The sequence below is a fragment of the Streptomyces sp. NPDC026062 genome, from assembly GCF_055568375.1.
In genome coordinates this window covers 47,861-60,918 of record NZ_JBVHOQ010000013.1, presented here as the reverse complement: position 1 = coordinate 60,918, position 13,058 = coordinate 47,861, and the positions used below count along the sequence as shown (strand labels likewise).

Annotated in this window: 10 protein-coding genes and 1 pseudogene; 5 read left to right on the top strand and 6 right to left on the bottom strand. The window is 70.6% G+C overall.

Annotated elements, in window-relative coordinates; genetic code table 11:
• Positions 1-8 precede the first annotated feature (8 nt).
• Complete coding sequence (locus ACZ4LX_RS14470) at positions 9-473, bottom strand: MarR family winged helix-turn-helix transcriptional regulator (RefSeq protein ID WP_467650018.1); 465 nt, start codon at positions 471-473, stop codon at positions 9-11.
• A gap of 181 nt (positions 474-654) precedes the next feature.
• Between ACZ4LX_RS14470 and ACZ4LX_RS14465 the strand changes: the two are divergent.
• The 5 genes and pseudogenes from ACZ4LX_RS14465 to ACZ4LX_RS14445 form a co-directional block, all read left to right on the top strand.
• Positions 655-1,347, top strand: a pseudogene (locus ACZ4LX_RS14465) (type 1 glutamine amidotransferase domain-containing protein); the annotation flags it as partial.
• A complete protein-coding gene (locus ACZ4LX_RS14460; protein ID WP_467650032.1) occupies positions 1,345-2,661 on the top strand; it encodes an aldehyde dehydrogenase family protein in 1,317 nt (438 codons plus the stop codon). The pseudogene ACZ4LX_RS14465 and the gene ACZ4LX_RS14460, both read left to right, overlap by 3 nt.
• Positions 2,658-3,113 (top strand): nucleoside deaminase, encoded by a 456-nt coding sequence (locus ACZ4LX_RS14455; protein ID WP_467650017.1) that lies wholly within the window; start codon positions 2,658-2,660, stop codon positions 3,111-3,113. Before ACZ4LX_RS14460 ends, ACZ4LX_RS14455 begins: the two co-directional genes overlap by 4 nt.
• Positions 3,114-3,228: 115 nt before the next feature.
• Positions 3,229-5,349: a hypothetical protein gene (locus tag ACZ4LX_RS14450; protein ID WP_467650016.1), complete on the top strand. Its 2,121-nt coding sequence runs from the start codon at positions 3,229-3,231 to the stop codon at positions 5,347-5,349.
• Positions 5,342-6,907 carry an ABC transporter substrate-binding protein gene (locus tag ACZ4LX_RS14445; RefSeq protein ID WP_467650015.1) on the top strand — a complete coding sequence of 522 codons (1,566 nt, stop codon included), beginning with the start codon at positions 5,342-5,344 and terminating at the stop codon, positions 6,905-6,907. Before ACZ4LX_RS14450 ends, ACZ4LX_RS14445 begins: the two co-directional genes overlap by 8 nt.
• 115 nt (positions 6,908-7,022) lie before the next feature.
• On the opposite strand, the gene ccsB is transcribed toward ACZ4LX_RS14445, so the two are convergent.
• The 5 genes from ccsB to ACZ4LX_RS14420 form a co-directional block, all read right to left on the bottom strand.
• Positions 7,023-8,105: a c-type cytochrome biogenesis protein CcsB gene (gene ccsB, locus ACZ4LX_RS14440; RefSeq protein WP_467650014.1), complete on the bottom strand. Its 1,083-nt coding sequence runs from the start codon at positions 8,103-8,105 to the stop codon at positions 7,023-7,025.
• The gene (resB, locus tag ACZ4LX_RS14435; RefSeq protein ID WP_467650013.1) at positions 8,102-9,880 is read right to left on the bottom strand and encodes a cytochrome c biogenesis protein ResB; all 1,779 of its coding nucleotides are present in this window, start codon (positions 9,878-9,880) and stop codon (positions 8,102-8,104) included. The genes ccsB and resB overlap by 4 nt, the downstream gene beginning before the upstream one ends.
• A 6-nt stretch (positions 9,881-9,886) precedes the next feature.
• Positions 9,887-10,648, bottom strand: a complete 762-nt coding sequence (locus tag ACZ4LX_RS14430; RefSeq protein WP_467650012.1) for a cytochrome c biogenesis CcdA family protein — start codon at positions 10,646-10,648, stop codon at positions 9,887-9,889.
• Between the two features lie 4 nt (positions 10,649-10,652).
• Positions 10,653-11,261: a TlpA family protein disulfide reductase gene (locus ACZ4LX_RS14425; protein WP_467650010.1), complete on the bottom strand. Its 609-nt coding sequence runs from the start codon at positions 11,259-11,261 to the stop codon at positions 10,653-10,655.
• 67 nt (positions 11,262-11,328) lie between these two features.
• Complete coding sequence (locus tag ACZ4LX_RS14420; RefSeq protein ID WP_467650009.1) at positions 11,329-12,591, bottom strand: polysaccharide deacetylase family protein; 1,263 nt, start codon at positions 12,589-12,591, stop codon at positions 11,329-11,331.
• Between the last annotated feature and the right edge of the window lie 467 nt (positions 12,592-13,058).

Genomic DNA, 13,058 nt, shown 5'->3' with positions numbered 1-13,058 from the left:
GGGCCGGATCACGCGTACAACTGCTGCCCCAGCTTCCTGAGCAGGGGCAGCAGTGCTGTGCGCTCCTGCGGGGTGAGCGCTTCGAGGGCGCCGTGGACGGCGCGCATCTCGGCGCGGATGGTGTGGGCGAGCTCCGTGCCTTCGGGGGTGCGGCTCGCGACCTTGGAACGGCGGTCGCCGGGGGCGGGGGCGCGGCTGACCAGGCCGCGGGCCTCCATGCGGCCGACGAGGCCGGTGGCGTTGGACGCGTCGCACACCAGATGGGCGGCGAGCGCACTCATCGGCATGGGCTCGTTGAGCGCGATCAGCGCACGGGCCTGCGAGGTCGACAGACCATGACGGGCGGCGACGGCGGTGAGGTCGTCGTGGTGGCCGCGGACGACGAGGGCCAGCGGCTCCAGGAGGTCGTCAGGGGTCGGCGCGGGTTGATCGTCCGGAGCAGTGGCGGCGCGGGGCGTCGGTTCGGTGGTCATGGTCGGCCATTCTTCGATCGGCATCCGCCGGCATTTATTTGACATGCTCAATTTTTGGCAGTTACATGAACTGTATTGCTTGAGCATATCAAGTTTCGCGGCGGCGCCGCACGCACTCGCCCCCGCACCCCGCATCCCCCACACCGCACCTCACCGCTCGCCGCTCGCAGGGAGTACCCCCATGCCCTCCGTACTGTTCGTTCTCACCGGCGCCGACCACTGGACCCTCAACGACGGCACCACCCACCCCACCGGGTTCTGGGCCGAGGAGCTGGCCGCTCCGCACCGGGTCTTCAGCGAAGCCGGTTACGCCCTCACCCTCGCCACCCCCGGAGGCGTCACCCCCACCGTCGACGCGGGCAGCCTGACAGCCGCCGCCAACGGCGGACAGGAGCGGGCCGACGCCGTCGCCGCGTACCTCGACGCGATCGGGCCCGAACTCCGCTCCCCGGCCCGTCTTGAGGACATCCGCCCCGACCGCTACGACGCCGTCTTCTACCCCGGCGGCCACGGGCCCATGGAGGACCTGGCCGTCAGCGAGCCCTCCGGACGGCTGCTGACCACCGCGCTCGCATCCGGTACGCACCTCGGCGTGCTCTGCCACGCCCCGGCCGCCCTGCTCGCCGCCCGGCACGAGGACGGCTCCTGGCCCTTCGCCGGCTACCGCATGACCGGGTTCAGCAACGCTGAGGAGACCATCGGCGGCCTCGCCGGCAAGGCGCCCTGGCTGCTGGAGGACCGGCTCACCGGGCTCGGCGCCGACTACACGGCCGCCGCCCCCTTCACCCCGCACACCGTCACCGACCGCACGCTGCACACCGGCCAGAACCCGGCCTCCTCCGAGCAGCTCGCCCGCGAGATCGTCGCCGCACTGGCCCCCGCCGAGTCCCCGGCCGAGACCGTCGACCGCCTCCGCGCCACCTTCCGTACCGGCCGCACCAAGAGCCTCGACTGGCGCACGGGGCAGCTCCGGCAGCTGCGCGCGCTGCTCACCGAGCACGGTGACGACCTCGCCGACGCGCTCCACGCCGACCTCGGCAAGAGCCGCAAGGAGGCGTACCGCACCGAGATCGACTTCACGATCCGCGAGATCGACCACACGCTGGAGCACCTGGCCGACTGGCTGCGGCCCGAGCCCGCCCCCGTACCGGCCTCACTGGGCCGCGCGAAGGCCCGCACCGTGCAGGATCCGCTCGGTGTCGTGCTCGTCATCGCGCCCTGGAACTACCCGGCGCAGCTGCTGCTCGCCCCGGTCGTCGGCGCGCTGGCCGGAGGCAACGCGGTCGTCGTGAAGCCGAGCGAGATGGCGCCCGCGACCTCCGCAGCCGTCGCGCGGCTGCTGCCCCGGTACCTGGACACGGACGCGGTCGCCGTCGTGGAAGGTGCGGTCCCCGAGACCACCGCACTGCTCGCGGAGCGCTTCGACCACATCTTCTACACCGGCAACGGCACGGTGGGCCGGATCGTGATGGCCGCCGCCGCGAGGCACCTCACCCCCGTCACACTCGAACTCGGCGGCAAGTCACCGGTGTTCGTGGACCGGGACACCGATCTGAAGGCGGTGGCCGGCCGGCTGGCGGCGGGCAAGTTCCTGAACGCGGGCCAGACCTGCGTCGCCCCCGACTACGTACTGACCGACCCGGAGACCGGCGCCGCCCTCGCGGACGCCCTCGCGGCCGCGATCGAGGGGCTGTTCGGCGCGGACGCCTCGACGCACCCGGAGTACGGGCGGATCGTGAACCACCGCCACTTCGACCGGCTCACGGCCCTGCTGGACTCGGGCCGCACGGTGGCCGGCGGGACGTACGACCGGGACAGCAAGTACATCGCGCCGACCGTGCTGGCCGACGTGGCGCCGGACGCACCCGTGATGCGGGAGGAGATCTTCGGCCCGGTGCTCCCGATCGTCACGGTCGGCGGCCTGGACGAGGCGATCGCGTTCATCAACGACCGCGACAAGCCGCTGGCGCTGTACGCGTTCACCGATTCGGACGCCGTACGTGAGCGGCTGATCGGCGAGACCTCGTCGGGCGCGGTCGGCATCGGGCTGCCGCTGGCCCATCTCACCGTCTCCGACCTGCCGTTCGGCGGCGTCGGCGAGAGCGGGATGGGCAGTTACCACGGCCGGTACTCCCTGGAGACGTTCAGCCACCGCAAGGCCGTCCTCGACACCCCGATGCCCTCATGAGCACGCCCGGCCGGGACGCGTTGTGGCTCGCGACCGCCCTCGGCGAGGCGCGGGCCGGCCTCGCCGAGGGCGGTGTCCCGATCGGCGCCGCCCTGTACGGGGCGGACGGGACGCTGCTGGGACGGGGCCGCAACCGGCGGGTACAGGACGGCGATCCGTCCATGCACGCCGAGACGGCGGCCTTCCGGGCAGCCGGGCGGCAGCGCTCGTACCGGGGCACGACGATGGTGACGACACTGTCCCCGTGCTGGTACTGCTCGGGACTGGTACGGCAGTTCGGGATCTCGCGGGTGGTGATCGGCGAGGCCGAGACCTTCCGGGGCGGGCACGACTGGCTGGCCCGCCACGGGGTGGAGATCGTGCTGCTCGACGACGCCGCCTGCGTGGAGCTGATGCGCGGATTCACCGCCGAGCACCCGGAGCTGTGGAACGAGGACATCGGCGAGGACTGAGCCGGTCGTTACCCCCGCCAATCGTTCGAAAATCGTCACCCTCCTCCAACACCCAGTCGATATCCTGGTGTTGACGGAGTGGCAGATCGGAATGGGCGGCGGAGCTGGGGGTGCTGTGGAGAGAGATCTGTACGGGCGCGAGGCGGTTTTCGGTGACGACGGGCTTGCGGCGCGACTGACAGGTCTCACTCCACACGGTTCGCGGCGGGTCGTCTGCGAGCACGGCGACGATCCGCCCGTCGCCGTACTGACGGGCGGCCGGGGCATGGGCAAGACGGCCGTCCTCAAGCAACTGCGCAGCCTGTACCGGGAGATCACCCCGGTCGCCCTGGTCGACTGCGAGGCCGTGCTGCCGCCCTCGGACCCGGGACCCGGCTGGACACCCGTGACAGGGGTGCTGCCGGAGCTCGCCACCCAGCTCACGGCGCGGGTGCACGCCGCCCGCCCGGTGCAGTTCCCCCGCCTCAGCCTGGGCCTGGTGGCAGTGGCGTCGGTGTCCTGGCGGCGGGAGGACGAGTCGCGGGCCCAGCGTGACCTCCAGTCGCTCGGCCCGGTGCTGGCGACGCTCGACAGCCGGGGCGACGCCGCGACCGGCTGGGTCACCAAGGTCCTGACGAAGCTGGCCGCCGGGGCGTTCGACTCGATGGCCCCGATGGCGGGCACGGTGGCCGAGGCGACCGTGGAAACGGTGCTGGAGGAGACCTTCAGCCGGTTCCAGCGGCGGTCGGCCGACTGGTACGGCACCTATCCCCACGCGGGCGGCAACGGACGCATCGGGCTGCGGCAGCTCGCCGTCGACTTCGAGCGCGGCGGCGATCTCCGCCGCCGCGCCGAGGACCATCTGGTGCTGGCCCTGGTCGAGGACCTGGTGCGTGCGTACCGGGGGATGGCGCGCGGCGCCCGGCGGGGCCGTCCGGTCCTGCTCCTCGACAACGCGCACACCCGGCTGGGCCGCCGGCTGGTCGAACCGCTGCTGCGGCAGCGCACGGGCGGGGCCCGGGACCAGATCGCGGTGTTCGCCTCGTCCCGCGTCCATGACCACGTGGGGCTGAGCCACGCGGTGCGCCGGCGGCTGCCCGAGGTGGCGCACTCCTCGCACTGGACGCGGGGCACGGAGGTGACGTCCGGGATCCTCGCCGTCGGCCTCACCCCGCTGGACGCCGGCCATGTGCGCTCCGCACTCGACCGGCACGACCCGCACGGCCGCACCCCCGCGGGGCTGGCCCGAGGCGTGCACCGGCTGACGGGCGGACGCCCCCTCGGGGTGGCCCTGCTGGCGCAGGCGGCGGGCGAGTCACCGGATCCGGGCGCGCTGGTGCCGGGGGCGCTGCTGGAGCGCACGGTGGAACTGCGGGAGGACCGCCCGCCGGTCCGGGTGGCCGACGAGCTGCTGGAGCGGCTGATCCCCGGACAGCGCCCGGACGTGCTGAGCGTGCTGGCCGCCGCACACGGCGAGGACTCGGCACGGCTGCTGGCCACCACCCGGCTGCGCGGGGAGTCGCTGGACGGTGATGTGGCCCTGCGCGTGCGGGACACGCTGCGGTCGGAGGACTGGCCGGTGGGGCCCGAGCACTTCGTCGCCGATCCGCTGCTGCGGTCGCTGCTGCTGCACCGGCTTCGGTTCCAGGACGACGACCCCCCGTACTACGCGGTGTGGCGCGCGGTGCACGAGACGCTGCGCTCGGCGTACGCCACTGGGGGCGCCTGCCCGAGCGAGCCGCACCGTCTGCACCAGGAGCTGGTGCTGGGCGCGACGGAGGACTGCGTCACGCATCTGCGGGTGCGGTTCGCCGGGCCCGATGTGCGGAGCTGGCTCGACGCCCTGCGGTTCATCGCCTCGGCGCCCTGCCCACGCCCGCCGGGCAGCACCGGACCCGATCCCCGGCGGGCCGTCGCGCTGGGGCGGGCGCCCGCATCGGACGACGAACGGGACGCGCTCGCCGGGCTCGCCGAGCGGGACGCCGAACTCCAATTGCAGCTGAGGCGGTTGCTCCACGCCGTCTGGCTGCTCTCCGATCCGCTGGCGCTGCCCGACGAAGAGGTGATCGACAAGATGGCGCACGAGCTGCGGCAGTTGTCCGGCAGGCACGCCACGGGGCACGCGGTGCTCTGGGACGCGGCGACGCACTGGCCGCGCGACCTGCGTGCCTGGCGGGCCCTGTCCATGCCGCCGGGAGCACCCGCCCCGGCCCGGACCGGACCGGGCGGCCCGGGGGGCGGTGGTCCGGATGCGTAACCCGCTGCGGTACCGCCTGTGGTGGACCACCCGGCAGAAGATCGTCACCTCGGTCGTGGTGACCGCCCTGCTGGTCACGGCCGGCTGGTACGGCGCCGACCGCCTCACCGAACCCGAGGACCGCTCCTGCGCGCCAGGTGTGGAGCGGCCCCAGGGCAGCGACGAATGCGTCGGGGTGTCCGGCAGCGGCTACGACTTCGGACAGTCGCATCTGACATCGGCCGCCGCGGCGATCGGCCGGGAGAACGCCTCCCTGAAGCCGGGCCGGTACGCGACCGTGGCCCTGCTGCTCCCGCTGACCTCGACCGACGCGTCCATGCGGACGAAGGTGCTGCACGAGCTCCAGGGGGCGTTCGCCGCGCAGTACCGGGCCAACCACCACGCGAACGGGCAGGTCCCGCAGATCCGGGTGGTACTCGCGAACATCGGGAACAACAGCCTGCGGTGGCGCCCGGTCGTGGACCGGCTGCTGAGGATGACGGCCGCTCCCGACCGGCTGCGCGCGGTCTCCGGAGTCGCGATCAGCAGCACGCAGACCAAGGAGGCCGTGAAGGAGCTGACCCGGGCCGGGATACCGGTCGTGGGCACCACGATCACCGCCGACGACATCGCCAACGGCCCGGACGGCGACCCGTTCCCCGGCCTCGCCCGGGTGTCACCGACCAACCGGGACGAGGCCAGGGCACTGGCCTCGTTCGGTGAGGTGAAGGCCGACAAGGCACTGCTGGTGCAGGACACCCGCAGCGGCGACCACTACACGGACACCCTGAAGTCGGCGTTCCGGAACCTGCTGAAGGGGTCGAAGTACGAACCGCAGCTGTTCACCTCGCGGAAGGATCCGTACGACGAGGGGACCACCGCCAACACCTTCGAGCAGATCACCCATCTCATCTGCGACACCGACACGGACACGGTGTTCTTCGCCGGGCGCCACGTCCAGCTGCGCCAGTTCGTCAACGCGCTGGGCGCGCGCGGCTGTCAGAGCCGCCGCTTCACGGTGCTCACCGGCGACGAGGGCTCGTACCTGGGCGACGACAAGAAGCTCGACCGGAACGCGCTGCGGCGCAAGGTGACCGTCCGCTACGCCTCGCTGGCCCATCCGGACGCCTGGCCCGAGGTGGCGGCGGGCGGGAAGCAGCCGACCGGCGGCTCGGCGGAGGACTACCGGGCTTTCACCGCGCTGCTGGCGGAGGTGGGGAAGAAGCCGGTCGGTCCGATCGGGCCGACCGGGCACGACGACCTGACCGACGGGCAGCTGATCATCGCCCATGACGCGATGACGCTGGCGGTGGCGGGGATCCGGCGGGCGACCGGGGACGGGAAGGAACTGCCGGGCCTGGAGGACGTGGGCGGCCAGTGGCCCCGGGTGAAGGGTTCCCTGCGGCTGCGGGGGGCCAGCGGCTGGATCTGCCTGGACAACCACGGCAACCCGTACAACAAGGCCGTCCCGGTGGTGGAGCTGGCACCGGACCAGCCGCACCAGCGGTTCTCGGCACTGGCCTGGCCGGAGGGCGCGCCGCCGAAGGAGCAGTGCCTGCCCCCGTCCTCGGCGCCCTGACCCCGGGGGGACCGGGACGGCTGCCCGCACACGCCCGGCACTGAGAACGGCGATACGGAAAACGGCTGCCCGCCTCCGCCGGAGCGGGAGCGGGCAGCCGTGGTGTCCGTGCGGCTCAGACTCCGGCGTAGGAGTGCTTGCCGGTGACGAAGATGTTGACGCCGTAGTAGTTGAAGATCCAGCAGCCGAAGGCGATCAGCGCCAGGTAGGCGGCCTTGCGGCCCTTCCATCCGGCGGTCGCGCGGGCGTGCAGGTAGCAGGCGTACGCGACCCAGGTGATGAAGGACCAGACCTCCTTGGGATCCCAGCCCCAGTAGCGGCCCCAGGCGTCACCGGCCCAGATCGCGCCCGCGATGATCGTGAACGTCCACAGCGGGAAGACGGCGGCGTTGATCCGGTACGAGAACTTGTCGAGGCTGGAGGCGGACGGCATCCGGGAGAGCACGGAGTGGGCGAACGTACCCGGCGTGCCCCCGTTGGCGATCTTGCTCTCGTAGCTGTCGCGGAAGAGGTAGATCAGGGTGCCGATGCCGCCGATGAAGAACACCGCGCCGCAGATGATGGCGGTGGAGACGTGGATCCACAGCCAGTACGAGTGCAGCGCGGGCACCAGCTGGTCGCTGGAGGTGTAGAGCACCGTGGTCGCCAGGCCGAGGTCCAGCAGGACGGCCGTGACCAGGATCAGGCCCATCCAGCGGACGTTCTTCTTCAGGGCGAGCAGGGCCAGGTACGCGCCGACCGCCACCGTGGAGAAGGTGATGGAGAACTCGTACATGTTGCCCCAGGGGGCACGCTGCACGGACATGGCGCGGGCGACGACGCCGCCGGCCTGCACGAGGAACGCGAGCACGGTCATCGAGACCGCGATCCGCCCGTAGAGGTCGCCCTTGAAGGTGCCGCCGGCGGCACCGGGACCGTCCGACACATCGCGCGTACCGGCCGCGGAACGGGTGACGATCTTCGGCCGCTCCAGGACGGCGGTGGTACCGCCCTTCTGGGCGACCCGCACCTTCACCGTACCGGCGGCGGCCTGTTCGGCGGTCAGCTCGGCGGCGGTACGGCCGACCTTACTGCGGGACCCGAACACCCACTCCGCGATGTGCGCGAAGAAGGCCAGGGTGTAGACGGCCATCGACGAGTAGATCAGCACATTGCTGGTGTGTGCCAGATTCTCGTTGGTTGCGGCGGCGAGATTCACTTCTCAGCCCCTTCGGAAGGTTCTGCGGAGGACGCGGCGACAGGGGTGCCGGGGTCCGGATCGGGGTCGGGGTCTGGGCCGGGCGCGGTGGGCGCCACGGCGTTGAGCGTGACCGCGAGATCGGCCAGCTCCTCGGGAAGCTTCGCGGACTCGCTGCGGCCGAGTCCCGCCATCTCGACGACGGTGACACCGTCCGCGCCGCGTACGGCACGGATCCAGACCCGGCGCCGCTGGATGAACAGGGAGCCGGCGAGTCCGGCGATCGCACCGACGGCCCCGGTGAGCGCCCAGCCGCTGGCGGGCTGCTCCGAGATCTGGAAGCTGGCCCACTCCTGGAGTCCCTCGAAGGTGATCGAGCCGGCTCCGTCGGGCAGCTTCATCGTCTCGCCGACCAGCAGCCGCTGCTTGAGCTGCTTGCCCTTGGAGTCCTTGAACTCGGTCATCTTCGACTTGTCGAGCTGGTACACGTTCTGCGCCAGCCCGGAGTCGACGCCGAGCGAGCCGTGGTACCCGTTCAGCGCGAGGACCGGCATGTCGGCGGCCGGGAACTGCGAGAACATCGTGCCCTTGCCGTTTCCGGCGAAGGTCGGCACGAAGAACGCCTGGAAGCCCAGCTGGTCCTTCTTGCCGTTCTTGTCGCGGTAGCCGTCCATCACCTTGATCGCGCCGGACGAGGTGACGTTGTTGTCGCGGGGCAGCAGCGGCACGGCGGCCTTGTAGACCTCCTTGCCCCTGCCGTCCTTGACGGAGATGACGGGCGCGTAGCCGTGGGCGTTGAGGTAGACCTTCGTACCGTCGACGACAAGCGGCTCGTTGACCTTGATGACCTTCTTCTCCGGCTTGCCGTAGGCACCCTTGGAGTACGTCACGCGCGCCTCGTACGTCCGGGGCGTGCCGATCTGGGGGCCGCTGCGCTCGTACGTACCGATGAAGTCGTCGAGCGTGAAGCTGAAGGGGGCCAGCGAGTCCTCGTCGAAGAGCGAGCCGGACTTGAAGTTGTCGTACTGCGTGGTCGTGTTGGAGAAGCCGTCGCCCTCGACGACGAGCTTGGCGCCCTCGGACTTGTAGAGCTGTCCCCAGGCGAAGGCCACCAGCATCACGATGAGCGCGATGTGGAACATCAGGTTCCCGGCCTCGCGCAGATAGCCCTTCTCGGCCGCGACGGCGTCCCCCGCGACATGGGCCCGGTAGCGGCGCCTGCGCATCATCCGGAGCGCGGCCTCGTGGACCTCCCCGGGCTCGGCCTCGGTGCGCCAGGTGGTGTACGCGGGCAGCCGGGTCAGGCGCTTGGGGGCGCCCGGCGGGCGGCTGCGCAGCTGGCCGACGAACGTGCCGGTGCGCGGCACGATGCAGCCGATGAGGGAGACGAACAGCAGGATGTAGATCGCGGAGAACCACACCGAGCTGTAGACGTCGAAGAACTGGAGCTTCTCGTAGATCGGCGAGACGGTGGTGTGCAGCCCCTTGAAGGTCTGCACCTTCAGTTCGTCGACGCTGTTCTGCGGGATCAGCGAGCCGGGGATGGCGCCGAGCGACAGCAGGAAGAGCAGGATCAGCGCGACGCGCATGGAGGTCAGCTGGCGCCAGAACCAGCGCGCCCAGCCGATGACACCCATGGCGGGAAGGTTCGCCAGGGCCTCCTCGCGCGGGGCGGTGGAGAGCTGGGAGCCGGCGGCGCCGAGCTCCCGGGCGGTCTCCCGGTCCTGCTCGGCGCGCACCTCCCGCTCATCGGGGCGCTCGCGCTCCTGGGACGGGTTGGACGTGGTGTTGCTCATCGGTACTCAGATCCCCACCGTGAAGCCGGCGGACCAGCCCTGTAGTTCCTGCATCATGCTGCCCCACGCGCCGGTCAGCAGGAGCAGCCCGGTCACGATCATCATGCCGCCGCCGATGCGCATGACCCAGGCGTAGTGGCGCTTGACCCAGCCGAACGCGCCGAGTGCCTTGCGGAAGGCGACGGCGGCGAGCACGAACGGGATGCCCAGGCCGAGGCAGTAGGCGACGGTCAGTATCGCCCCGCGTCCCGCGGTGCCCTGGTCCATGGCCAGGATGCTCACCGAGCTGAGCGTGGGCCCGAGGCACGGGGTCCAGCCGATCCCGAAGAGCGCGCCGAGCAGCGGGGCACCCACCAGGCCGGTGACCGGCTTCCGGTGGATACGGAACTCGCGCTGGGTCATCCACGGCATCAGGCCCATGAAGAAGACCCCCATGAGGATCATCAGCACGCCGAGGACCTTGGTGAGCGGCCCGCTGTTCGCCTGGAGCGTGTCGCCGAAGAATCCGAAGAGCGCGCCCCCGGAGACGAAGACGGCGGTGAAGCCGGCCACGAAGAGGGAGGCGCCCGCGACCATCCGTCCGCGCCGGGCGTCGGCCAGGTCGGCGCCGCTGACCCCGGTGACGTAGCTGAGGTAGCCGGGCACGAGGGGCAGGACGCACGGCGAGAAGAAGGAGACGAGTCCGCCGAGCAGGGCGATGGGCAGGGCCACCAGCAGGGCCCCGCTCAGGACCGTCTCGTTCTGCGCGGCGGCGGCGAGGGTGATCACCTGATCACTTCTCCGCGATCAGCGGGTCGAGCATCTTGCGCAGGTTGGTGTCGTCGAGCGGGCCCACGAAGCGTGCGGCCAGCTTGCCCTCCCGGTCTATGACGACGGTCGACGGGATGGACTGCAGCTTGAACGTCCCCTTGGGGAAGCGCAGCAGGAGCTTGCCGGTCGGGTCGTAGAAGCTGGGGTAGGTGACGTTGAAGTCCTTCTCGAAGCTGAGGGCCTGGGCAGGCTCCGGATCGCGGGTGTTGACCCCGAGGAACTGGACGCCCTGGTCCTTCGTCTCCTCCGCCACCTTGGTGAAGTACTTCGCTTCCAGCCTGCACGGGGCGCACCACGAGCCCCAGGCGTTGAGGACGACGATCTTGCCCTTGTAGTCGGCGAGGTCCAGCTGCTTGCCGTCCAGTCCCTTGCCGTCGAGCTTCGGCGCGTCGGCGCGCTCACCCTTGGCTGCGGTGGAGATCCCGCCGGTGCCCGTGACGAAGTTCGTGTCGCCACCGCCACCGATCTTGTTGCCCGAACCGCACGCGCTCAGCGTCAGTGCGAGCACGACGGCCGCCGCGGGGGCGGCGAGCAGGGTGAAGCGGCGTCGGGGTGCGCGGCCATAGCTCATGTGAAAAGTTTCGCATGACGGATTCGGGGATCTTGGGCACCCCCCTCGCTGCCCGTAAAGCCCGTTGTCAGGCTTGTTTAAAGAACGCGTCCCAGCCGCCGCCGGGCGCCTGTCCGACCTCCAGCGAACGGAGCTTCGCCAGCACCGCCGGGTCCTGGACGTCGAGCCAGTCGACGAACTGCCGGAAGGAGACGAGGCGCACATCCGGCTTCCCCGCGATGTGCTTGAGCACGTCCTCGACGGCATCCATATAGATGCCGCCGTTCCACTCCTCGAAGTGGTTTCCGATGTAGAACGGCGCACGGTTCGTCTCGTACGCGCGCTGGAAACCGCTGATGTACGACTGCGTGGCCTGGTCGCGCCAGCCCGGATACCGGGACGGCATTCCCCTGGTCGAATTCTGCGACTGGTTGGCCAGGATGTTGTAGTCCATGGAGAGCACCTCGAAGGTGTGCCCGGGAAACGGGATGCCCTGGAGCGGCAGATCCCAGACATCCATGCGCTTGGTGGGCCAGACCTGGGTGCCGCCGGGCGAGCTGGCGTCGTAGCGCCAGCCCAGCTTCTTCGCGGTGGGCAGCAGATTGTCCTGTCCGAGCAGACAGGGAGTGCGGCCTCCGACGAGTTCCTTCCGGTAATCGAAAGGCAGCGGATCGAGGTCGGTCCAGCCGGTGTTGGTGCGCCATTCGGTGACGAAGGAAACCGACTGATCGATTTCGCTCTGCCACTGGGAGGCGGACCAGTTGCCCACGGATCCGGAACCGCCGCAGAAATGCCCGTTGAAGTGTGTGCCGATCTCGTGCCCGTCGAGCCAGGCCTGGCGCACGTTCTTCAGCGTCTCCTTGATGTGACCGTCGGTGAGATAGCCGATGTCGGAGGCGCCGATGGGGTTGTTGGGCGGCCGGTAGAGGGTTTTCTTCGATTCGGGCAGCAGATAGAGCCCGGAGAGGAAGAAGGTCATCGCCGCGTCGTGCTGCTTGGCGAGTTCCAGAAAGCGCGGGAACAGTCCGTTGCCGACCTCGCCGGCACCGTCCCAGGAAAAGATCACGAACTGCGGAGGCTTCTGGCCCGGTTCGAGCGGCACGGGCGCGGACGGCTGGTGCGGCTGCTTGCCGGTGTCGGCGGTGGAACCGTCCCCGATGGCGCGGACGTCCTTCTTGGCGGGGCCGTTGCCCTTGACCGCACCGTCGGCACCCTTGTCGCCCTTGGCTCCCCTGTCCGGCCCGGCCCCTCCCGTATCCGGCTTGCCGGAGGAACCGCATCCCGCCACCCCGACGGCGGCCGCCGCCCCAAGACCGGCTCCGAGCAAACCCCTTCGGCTGATGTCGCGCATACCGTTCCCATCTGCGGTCGTTTTGCCTCAAGTCCATACAAACTGACAAACGCTTAGATGGATGAAGCAACACGAGGGTTCCGCGAATTAGCACACAATTCTTTACGGAACCAGACCCAGACCATGACCGAACGCAAGACCGACTCCGAAACCCTCAAAAACCGCATGCCGAAACTCCGGACGGCGGAATTCCGCCCGGTCGGCTCACAAACGATCAGCGGACAGGCCGATAGCACTCGCATCAGGCCCGTCCCAGCGGCCACCCGAAGCCCATCCCGGCGGCCCCGTCCCGGACCGCGGCGGCCACCTCAGGCCCGCCCCGGCGACCCCGTCCCGGACCGCGGCGGGGGCCGCCCCAGGACGGTCCGGCGCTTGAGGACAGCACGGCCACCGGGTGCCACCCGGGCCCGCCCACGGGCCGGAGCGGACCGGGGCGGCCCCGGACCGGGAGACCCCGGCCAACGGCG